Source organism: Acinetobacter sp. C15 (assembly GCF_013420645.1).
Classification (GTDB): domain Bacteria; phylum Pseudomonadota; class Gammaproteobacteria; order Pseudomonadales; family Moraxellaceae; genus Acinetobacter; species Acinetobacter indicus.
The window spans coordinates 1-9,613 of record NZ_VOXR01000065.1; the positions used below are offsets into that span (position 1 = coordinate 1).

Consider the following 9,613-nt stretch of genomic DNA (forward strand, 5'->3'; position numbering starts at 1 on the left):
CGCGACTCATGAGTGCTCGGTTATATGCGGGCCAATTGGTTGTGCGGTAGATTTTGTGTGTAGGCTTCTTCATTTGAAAATTATATCGCTGAAAAAGCCTTTACAGATAGGTTTGTGCAACAAAGCCCTTCACAACTATATATTTACCATTTCATCCATCTAATTCAGTGGTTAGTAATTTAATGAAGATTCAGCAAATGTTTAGATTAATGATTTTATTGGAGTTATCATATTTGCCGGGTCATAACTCACAACTCACATAGCAACTGTAGATTTGAGTGCCGCCTTTCTCAGCATGCTCGTGCAATAATTGCGACTTTATTAGGAGTTCTTCTTCTATCTAGACAACTTTTTCCAAAATTATGGATATTCCTTCAGTAACAATTAGTAATCTAGGTGTTTTGGTGGTTTTTCCTTTTAACAGCTGGTACTACAGTATATTACTTTATCTCATTCAATCGCGTTTGTAGGGTTCTTACCACTGTACAGCCATATTTGCAGTGATACCTGGAGGAGTGAACAATTAAACTACTTGCATACTAAAATTACAAAGCTAAATAAATTTTCAAAGAACACTTGCAATAGTTAATGTAACCTTCATCTATTAAAAATTATTATATTTTTTAGGGGGTAAGGGGAGAATGAGTAATCCAGTTTCTCTTTCAAATAGTTGTATTCTCCTTGCAGGTAGCATTTCTCTTACTACAAATGATGACCAGATCGATAAGGCTCATTCATTTGTTGAAGCTCTTGTAACAGAAGTTATTAATGCTGGAGGCAGCTTTATCGGTTATTTTTCAGCAGAGCCTGTAAATCAAACTCAAAAATCTTTAGTTTTTGATTGGACTATTGCTAGAAAAATAAACGAACTAACTCAAGGGATAGAAAACAAAATCTTTCTTAAGATTGTTGCATCAAATGATCGGTTGCAATGCAAAACCAATTCCGAACAGCGACGGCTTTTAAATAGCATGATTGCTCGTGGGGTTGCTGAACATATTTGTATTGATGACGAAATCTTAACAGGTAGCAATGTAGGTGAAGAACAAATTGAGCATGCTACAGCAATGATTGCACTAGGTGGTGGTAAAGGAGTATTAGATAGAGCTCACAAAATGGTAAAAAAAGGGTTGCCTATTTTGCCTTTAGATCTACAAATCGGATCAAATAAAGAAGATGGAAATGGTGCATTAGGATTGCTAAAAAAATTTAGAGACACTCCTCAAACTTATTTGCAAAATACCGGTTCTACTGTGGTAAAAAGTATTTCAGCACTCTCTTTAGAAGAACCTGTATTAGAATTTTCTCAAATTGCAAAGAGAATTATTACGATCTTTTATAAAGAGGAACAAGCTAGACACGCAGCTCTTCCGCCAGATGTATTAGTCTTGACAGCTTTACCAATTGAATTATCAGCTGCAAGGCAAGCATTAAATATTAATGAAGGTGTACAGCCTATAGTTACAAGTACGGGTCTCCATGTATGGAAAACAGAAATAATTCGCAATGATGGTATACGGGCTAATTGCGCAATAGCATGTTTTTCTAGCGCTGGAAATGTAGATGCTTCTTCAATCACCACCACATTACTAATTGAATTACAACCTAAAAATGTAATCATGTTAGGTATTGCTGCGGGAATGCGCGAAAAATGTGCTTTAGGCGAAGTTGTTTTATCTGAACAAGTCGTTGCATACGAAGGAGCAGCTCTCATTGAAGGTGGCGCTACAGAACACCGGCCTAAAAGCACAGTGTTAGATCTTAAAGTTAGACAGGATGTTAGCACATATTTATCTAACAAAAGTTCTTTAGAAAGTCGCTTAATAAAGAGCTATGAAGCCTTAGAAATCATACTTCCAGATAGTATTGAAATTGGCCCAGTAACTAAAAGTGTTATGCCTAAAACAGTCACTATTGGAAGTGGTGAGAAGCTTCTTCGAGATCCTGAAAAATTTAAAGCCTTAAAAGAACTTAATGGAAAAATTGAAGTTGCTGAAATGGAGGGTGCAGGAGTATTTGCGGCTTGTGCTTTACATAAAAAACCCGTGTTAATGATTAGAGGAATTAGTGACTTTGGTGATTCCACAAAAGACAATCGCTTTCATGACTTAGCCGCAAAAGCAGCTGCTGCAGTAACAGCAGATTATATTACTCATGGCTTAACACTTAATAACTAACTTGGGGAAACACATCAGAATGTCACTTACAAATTCAGATCTTCAATATTATGATGGTAATGTACTTCGTTTACCTTCAGAAAAACGTACAGAATATCATGCACAAGTGGATAATTTAATAACAGAGTTACGCAAACATATCACTTCAAACTCTGACTTAAAAATAGCAAAAGTAGTTAAAGCCGGTTCTTTTGCAAAGTATACAATTTTGAAGAAAACTGTAGATGATCCTATCGATGTAGATATTGTATTTTATATCAGTAATAAAAATGTAGATGATTCGACATTAGACAATCTTAATGACTTAATTTACACGTTACTCACAAAAATTTATCCAACTAAAGCTGTTGAAGATTTTGAGATTCAACGGAGAGCAGCTACAGTAACTTTTGTCAAAAGTGGGCTGAGTGTAGATGTAGTTCCTGTAATTCAAGATGCCCAAGAACCAAACCATGGTTGGCAATATGATCTAAAAACTAAAGAAAAAAACCTAACTTGTGCTCCTTGTCATATTCAATTTATTCGTGATAGAAAAAATTCAGATAAGCATTACCGCACTTTAGTGCGTATGGCAAAACGATGGAAAAATTTTGCGTGCCCTCCGGGCCTTAAATCTTTTCATCTAGAGTTGATACTAGCTTATTTACAAGATCGTGATGGACCAACACAAAATATTGAACAACGTTTTAGAGAATTTTTAGGATTTATAGCTCAAAGTGAATTAAATGAGCGTATTGATTTCCCTGAGAACTCGGCTAAGGTGCAGAAATATTTTTCAGATCCTGTTGTAATTATTGATCCTGCTAACCATGAAAATAATGTAGCGTCTCGAATAACTATAGAAGAGAAAGAACAAATCGTCAAAATAGCCTTACAAGCTTGGGAAACTGCAAATTATGCATCAGTAGAAGATGATAACGACATTTGGAAAGAAATATTCGGTAATAAATTTAAAATTAAGGATTAAAGCATGAGTTCATCATACTCAAGTACTTATTCGAGTACTTACACTGTAGCTGATGTTGAAAAAGTTGTACGTAGTATTAAAGCAGATTTAATTATGATCGCTAGTAGCACAAGAGCGATGACTGAAGATAAAGCGAAAGAATATGCCCATGATATTGAACTATTAGCAAAAAATGAATATTTATCTAAAGTTGATGTAACTTTGATATCTTCCTATGGTTCAGAAGTTAGAGCTATTAAGTACATATTTCAAACTGAAGGTGCATCTGGTACTGAAAGACCTGGCGGAGTAATGTGGCCCCACACACCAGATGGACGAATTAGAATTATATTGTCACATACCGATAAATATCGTAATGAATCAGAAAAAGCTTCCAAATTACCATTGGAAATAACTTGGGTCTCAACAACAGAAAGTACCACTCACAGTAGCCTTTCTGCATCAGGGGAGCGAGGTTATAGCAGTAATGGTTATGGAGCTAATAGGAGCGACTACTCATGAGTAAATCAACAGTTTTTGAAGTTAAGACAGATTTACCAATTAAACAATTTGATGATTTAGCTGACAAATTACTCGGTTTTGAATCTAGATATTCCCGTATTAAGAAACAAGTACAACTTTTGCTTCAGGCTGATGAGTTAGAACAATGGAGTAAACAAAAACATGGGAAAAAACTAGCGGTTATTGATCTTCTTGTCGATCAATATCCTTTAGCTATTTTTCATGGTGATGTAGGTACTGGAAAAACTGCAAATGCTGAAGCAATTGTTAATAGATTAGCTCGTGATGCGAAAATAGAAGATGCTTTGCTATTTAAGCTTAGTAATAAAGTCAGAGGAACTGGTAAAGTTGGTGAAATGGGTACTCTCATTGCACAAGCATTCGATGAAATCACTCGGTCTATTGGACATGGAAATGGTCGAGCTTTTCTTATTATTGATGAAGGTGATTCGCTTGGAGCATCTCGAAGTCAAGAAAATAGTCATCATGAAGATAAAGTTGGTGTGAATACTTTAATTCAAGCAATAGATGATTTAAGAAAACATGGTGGCCGTATCTTTGCAATTTTATGTACTAATCGATTAGCTGCTTTAGATGCAGCTGTTTTGCGTAGAGCTTCCATTGTAGAAGAGTTTGTTCGCCCATCTAATGAAGAACGACATGAGCTTTTTACTAAAGATTTGTCTGACATCGATTTTTCGGAAGATGAAATTGCCGAATTAGTAAGTGCAACTGCTCCTCACGGAGCAGAACCAGGTTGGACTTATTCAGATATTCGTACACGGTTATATCCAACGGCAGTTTCTTTAGCTTTTCCTGATTCAGAATTAAAAATCTCACACTTCCATCAGGCTCTTAGTAAGCTAAAGCCTTCACCTATAATGGCTGGATAACATAATTCTAATTGGAAGGAGCATAAGAATGTATAAAAAAGAGGTTTATATTTCTGTAGACATTGAAACAGCAGGTCCTATAGTAGGTGAACACAGTATGCTGACTATAGGAGCATGTTTCGTATATAACCCTGATATAGAATTTACAATAATGCTCCAACCAATCAGTGATCAAGCAATTGAAGAAGCTTTAAAAGTGTCAGGAATAACTTTAGACCAAGCACGAAAGAAAGGTATTCCCCCCATAGAAGCAATGTCTCAATTTGAAAGTTGGATACTCAAGTATTTACCAGAGGACTCTAGACCTATATTTGTAGGACTTAATGCGCCTTTCGATTGGTCTTTTATAAATTTTTATTTTCTAAAATATTTAAATAGAAATCCTTTTGGTATATCAGCTATAGATATCAAAGCTCTTTTTATGGGAGCCACAAAATGTAGCTGGTACGATACAAAGTCAAGTTCAATAGATAAATATGTACATCCTACTTTACAAGGAGATCATAATGCTTTGCACGATGCAAAGTATCAAGCAGAATTATTTAGATTAGTTTATTCAATTGAATAAATTATATAATTCATATAATTTTCAATTGGGTAATATTAATATGACAAATAGGATTAATTCTGAACAAGCTGTTGAACATGCCTGGAAGTACTTTGAATTACATTCCAACCAAAGAATAACAATGTTCAATTATTTTCTTTTTATCATTGCTGGATTAGGAACCGCTATAGGTGTTTCCATTCAGTCCTCAAGTACCTTTGCTTACATAGGAATATTTTTATCCATTTTCTTAAGTATTACGGCATTTGTTTTCTGGAAGCTAGATCAAAGAACATCTTTTTTAATCAAACAATCTGAAGAAGTCTTTAAAAGATTAGAAAGAAATTCTTCAATTGATATTGGAATATTTTGTAATGAAGAAAGTAATCTTATTAGAGCTAATATGGGAAAAAAATATTTAAGTAAAATTTTGACTTATGGCTTGATATTTAGAGCAACTTTCTTAATTATGGGACTAATTGGCTTAATCGGAGTCTTAATCTTTAGTTTAATAATTTTTGAAAAAATCTCTTTTGAAACTCCCAAAAAAAATGATACTACGTTAATTTCTAAATAAGTAATAACCCTATGCATATCTTTGCATAGGGCTAGATAATATTTTTAGGCTGTTAATATCTAGATATTTTACTAATATTCTTCTGATGAATTTTAATACCAGTGAATAAAAAAAATCCAAGGACTATTAATGGAATCAACCACATACCATGTATAAGATAATTGATATTAGTCTCTATTATTGATCTAAAAGGGAATTGTCCAAAGAACTGAATGAACCGTACCGGGTTTGTCGGAGAGTCAATATTCTGAGAGACTATCCCGATGACAAAATTAAAATATACCCCTGAAATCAGAGAAAGAGCGGTTCAATTATTGATTGAATCCGAGAAAGATTATCCATCGAATTGGGCTGCAATCACAGCAATTGCGCCTAAGATTGGTTGTACTCCTGAAACACTTCGTGCCTGGCATCAAAAGCATTTAGATCAGCAAAATCCTATTAAAGTACAACAGATATCTGACCAAGAAAAAATGAAGCAAATGGAACGTGAAATTAAAGAATTAAAGCGTGCCAATGAAATTCTACGCAAAGCAGCCGCTTTTTTCGCCAAGGCGGAGCTCGACCGCCCACACAAATAATGGTGGATTTCATCCATAACAATAAAGACTTATATGGTGTTGATGCGATTTGTAGGATTTTACCGATCGCAGCTTCAACCTATTACCGGACTCTAGATCTCTGCGAAAATCCAGAACATCGAGCAAAGCGAGATTTACATGACTTGCATCATGCTGAGGAGATTAAACGAATTTGGAAGGAAAGTTCAGGTCGGTATGGTGTACGTAAAGTCTGGCAAAAACTGAAACGTGAAGGCTATATTATTGCACGCTGTACTGTTGCTCGATTAATGAAAAAGCTAGGTATACAAGGTGTTTGGCGAGGTAAGAACAAACAAACCACCCGTAGCCGAGATGACCAAAAACGAGCAGATGATTTAGTGAAACGTAATTTTACTGCTGATCATCCTGACCAACTGTGGGTCAGTGACTTTACGTATATTCAAACAAATTCAGGCTGGGTCTATACCGCCTTTATTATTGATGTGTTCTCACGAGCAATTGTTGGCTGGAAAGTATCTACACGAATGAATACAGATATGGTGCTCGATGCATTAGAGCAAGCATTGCATGATCGAGGCATGCCAAAGAATGTGATTCATCATTCCGACAGAGGTGTGCAATATCTTTCTATTCGCTATACCAATCGTTTAGAAGCTGCAAATTTACGAGCATCAGTCGGTACAACTGGTGATTCATACGATAATGCTCTGGCTGAAACGGTGAATGGCTTATACAAAACAGAGGTGATTGAATATTTAAAAGCAGATTGGCAAGGTTTAGCAGATGTACAACTTGCGACACTAAACAGGGTAGATTGGTTCAATAAAAAGCGTGTACACAGTGCACTGGGTTATGTATCGCCTTTTGAGTTTGAAGCAATGTACTATGATAAGATTAACCCGTTAGGTCAGGTGGCCTAACTTAAATAAAAAAGTCTCCGACAAACCCGGTACGGTTCAATTTCTGGAACCAGAATTCATACCAAAATTTAAGTGCGAGCATTGTCAACGGCATTCTAAAATTGACCCCTTTGATCTCGTATTAAATTTCAACCTGGGGCTGAATCCCAATTCTTTTTTTATCCTTCAAACGATAACTCTCACCCGATATTTGTACCACATGACAGTGATGCAGCAACCGATCTAACATCGCAGCGGTCAACGTAACATCATCCGCAAACGACTTAGACCATTGGCTAAAGGGTAAGTTACTCGTCAATATCGTACTGCCTTTTTCATAACGCTTGGCAATCACGTTAAAGAACAGATTCGCTTCTTCACGTCCAAACGGTAAATAACCAATTTCATCGATAATCAGTAACTTTGGTCCCAGTACCGCACGTTGCATATAGGTTTTCAATTTACCTTGCTGATAGGCTGTACTCAGTTGCAGCGTGAGATCGGCGGCGGTAATAAACTTGGTTTTGACATTGTTCATGATGGCCTTATAGCCTAATGCCATAGATAAGTGCGTTTTCCCTACACCGCTAGCCCCGAGAAACACCACATTTTCTGCTCTAGCAATAAAGCTCAGGTTGAACAACTCGACCACCTGTGATTTGGGAGCACCCAGTGCATAATTAAAATCGTAACCTTCCAGCGTTTTCACTTGAGGCAGGCCTGAGAGTTTCATCAGGACCTGCTGGCTGCGCTGTTGCCTGGCAGCATATTCATGCGTCAAGATAGCTTCAACAAAGTCGGCATAACTTCCATCTTGACCTAATGTTTGTTGTGCATGATGTGACCATTGTGATGCGATGGCAGGCAGATTGAGCTTTTGGCAAAGTTGCTCTATACGGTCGTATTGCAGATTCATCAGGAAACTCCCAGCAACTGGTCATATACCGATAAGGGATGCTGCAAACTCTCGTAGGGCATGACATGCTGTGCTGCTGCAACAGGTACAGTGCTAGAACCTGTATCTGATTGCGGTAATGGCGTAAATTTTTGCTGCTCCTGTTGCAGTCGAACAGCCGGTTTTTCTTGCGTGGTGGCATGAATCCGCTGATTGGCGGTTTCATGCAGCCACCGGCCAATGTGGGCATTGGCGACATCAACATCTAACAGTAAACCCGAAGTCTTCAGGCTTGCTTTCAATGGCACAATAAAGCTTGATTTGAGGTATCCATTAAAGCGTTCAACTTTGCCTTTGGTCTGTGCACGGTAGGGCTTACATACGCGAGGACGAAAGCTGTATTTCTTGGCGCAGTCGAGCAGTTTGGGATTCCATTTATGCTGCCCCTCCTGATAGGCATCCCGTTCAATCATGATCGTTTTAGCGTTATCAAACAGGATTTCTTGAGGTACTCCTGCAAAAAACTGAAATGCATTTTCTAGACCATCGATCCATGCATCCGTACGTTCATGATCATAAAATTTCACGAAAGTCGCTCTGGAATACCCTAATGTTGCGACAAAGGCTTTTAAAGTCGTGTTGTTGCGTCGAATTGTCGTGAAATCTACCTGCATTTGTTGGCCAGGTTGGGTTTCAAAACGAATGATCGGTTCCGGTTGAGCAACTGGTTTTAATGTTGCAAGATATTCCCTCAAGATCCTGATCTTTCCTGGATATCCCAACCCTAAAATTTCCTGGTAGAGCACAACAGCAGGAATCCATTCAGGATGAGCTGCGTTTACACGTTGGAGTAAATAGGGTTTATATGGGTCAAGGATACTTATTCTAGGCTGTATACGCTGATACTGAGGTGTGGTGTTTTGCCGTAAATATTTACGTACGGTATTTCTGGACACCCCCAGTTCACGACTAATGGCTTTAATAGATTTACCTTGTTGATGAAGTATTTGGATTGTCACTGCTTGCTCCAAAGTTAACATGTTGAGCAGTCCAAAATGACCGCTATATTAACCAAGGGGGTCAGTTTTTAAATGCCATTAGGGGGTCATTTTTACACTGCCGCTAACAGCATATCTGATTGTTGGGTAGCTACACTTTGAAATCTCAAAACAGATAAAGAATAGAGTAATGGATAAAGACATGCCGTTGTAGTCGAAGCATTGAACAGCACAACAATTCGATTTTGAGTTGAATGCTTTTTTGAGAGTTTGATTGTCTTTAAGAAGAACATTACACAATTGAAGAACTAAATGAAGTAAACACTATATAGACTTAAATAAAATTAGCCTAGAATTATTTTTTTAATAAGTCATTGTTTTATATATTGTTTATCTATAAACACAGAGAGTTATGAACTTAAAGTACTATGTACTTAATTTAACATAATCTATATTATACGCAATTGGCATGTAAGCCCAAAGTAGAAATGTCCGGTTTCTCCAAAGTAAAAATGTCCGCTTTTAGAATATGCACTTTTGCAATTTTCTTAGCGGACGGTTTGATATGTTGGTGTCTATGTCGGATAAAGAACTTA

9 protein-coding genes and 1 other annotated feature are annotated in these 9,613 nt (G+C 37.0%); of the genes, 7 read left to right on the forward strand and 2 right to left on the reverse strand.

Annotated elements, in window-relative coordinates; translation table 11 throughout:
• The first annotated feature begins 641 nt into the window (after nt 1–641).
• The 7 genes from FTT63_RS14220 (at nt 642) to FTT63_RS14250 (ending at nt 7,145) form a co-directional block, all read left to right on the forward strand.
• Nucleotides 642–2,177, forward strand: a complete 1,536-nt coding sequence (locus FTT63_RS14220; RefSeq protein WP_159153817.1) for a phosphorylase — start codon at nt 642–644, stop codon at nt 2,175–2,177.
• A gap of 19 nt (nt 2,178–2,196) precedes the next feature.
• Complete coding sequence (locus FTT63_RS14225) at nt 2,197–3,144, forward strand: CBASS oligonucleotide cyclase (protein WP_151208075.1); 948 nt, start codon at nt 2,197–2,199, stop codon at nt 3,142–3,144.
• A 3-nt stretch (nt 3,145–3,147) separates the two neighbouring features.
• The gene (locus FTT63_RS14230) at nt 3,148–3,645 is read left to right on the forward strand and encodes a four-carbon acid sugar kinase family protein (protein WP_151208077.1); all 498 of its coding nucleotides are present in this window, start codon (nt 3,148–3,150) and stop codon (nt 3,643–3,645) included.
• Nucleotides 3,642–4,538, forward strand: coding sequence for an ATP-binding protein (locus FTT63_RS14235; protein ID WP_127798918.1), 897 nt, complete (start codon nt 3,642–3,644; stop codon nt 4,536–4,538). Before FTT63_RS14230 ends, FTT63_RS14235 begins: the two co-directional genes overlap by 4 nt.
• Before the next feature lie 28 nt (nt 4,539–4,566).
• Entirely contained in the window at nt 4,567–5,106 is a 540-nt protein-coding gene (locus FTT63_RS14240; protein ID WP_127798920.1) for a 3'-5' exonuclease, read from the forward strand.
• 40 nt (nt 5,107–5,146) lie between these two features.
• Nucleotides 5,147–5,662 carry a hypothetical protein gene (locus tag FTT63_RS14245; RefSeq protein ID WP_127798922.1) on the forward strand — a complete coding sequence of 172 codons (516 nt, stop codon included), beginning with the start codon at nt 5,147–5,149 and terminating at the stop codon, nt 5,660–5,662.
• A gap of 263 nt (nt 5,663–5,925) precedes the next feature.
• Nucleotides 5,926–7,145 (forward strand): IS3 family transposase gene (locus tag FTT63_RS14250; protein ID WP_159153816.1). Its coding sequence is split into 2 segments (ribosomal slippage): nt 5,926–6,202 and nt 6,202–7,145, totalling 1,221 coding nucleotides; the frame shifts between segments, so codons are not numbered across the junction.
• Nucleotides 6,201–6,317, forward strand: a sequence feature (AL1L pseudoknot). (Overlaps the previous gene by 117 nt.)
• Before the next feature lie 121 nt (nt 7,146–7,266).
• Here the strand turns inward: FTT63_RS14250 and istB are convergent.
• Nucleotides 7,267–8,040 carry an IS21-like element ISAba8 family helper ATPase IstB gene (gene istB / locus FTT63_RS14255; RefSeq protein ID WP_159153815.1) on the reverse strand — a complete coding sequence of 258 codons (774 nt, stop codon included), beginning with the start codon at nt 8,038–8,040 and terminating at the stop codon, nt 7,267–7,269.
• Nucleotides 8,040–9,059: an IS21-like element ISAba8 family transposase gene (istA, locus tag FTT63_RS14260; RefSeq protein ID WP_159153814.1), complete on the reverse strand. Its 1,020-nt coding sequence runs from the start codon at nt 9,057–9,059 to the stop codon at nt 8,040–8,042. The genes istB and istA overlap by 1 nt, the downstream gene beginning before the upstream one ends.
• Nucleotides 9,060–9,613: the final 554 nt, after the last annotated feature.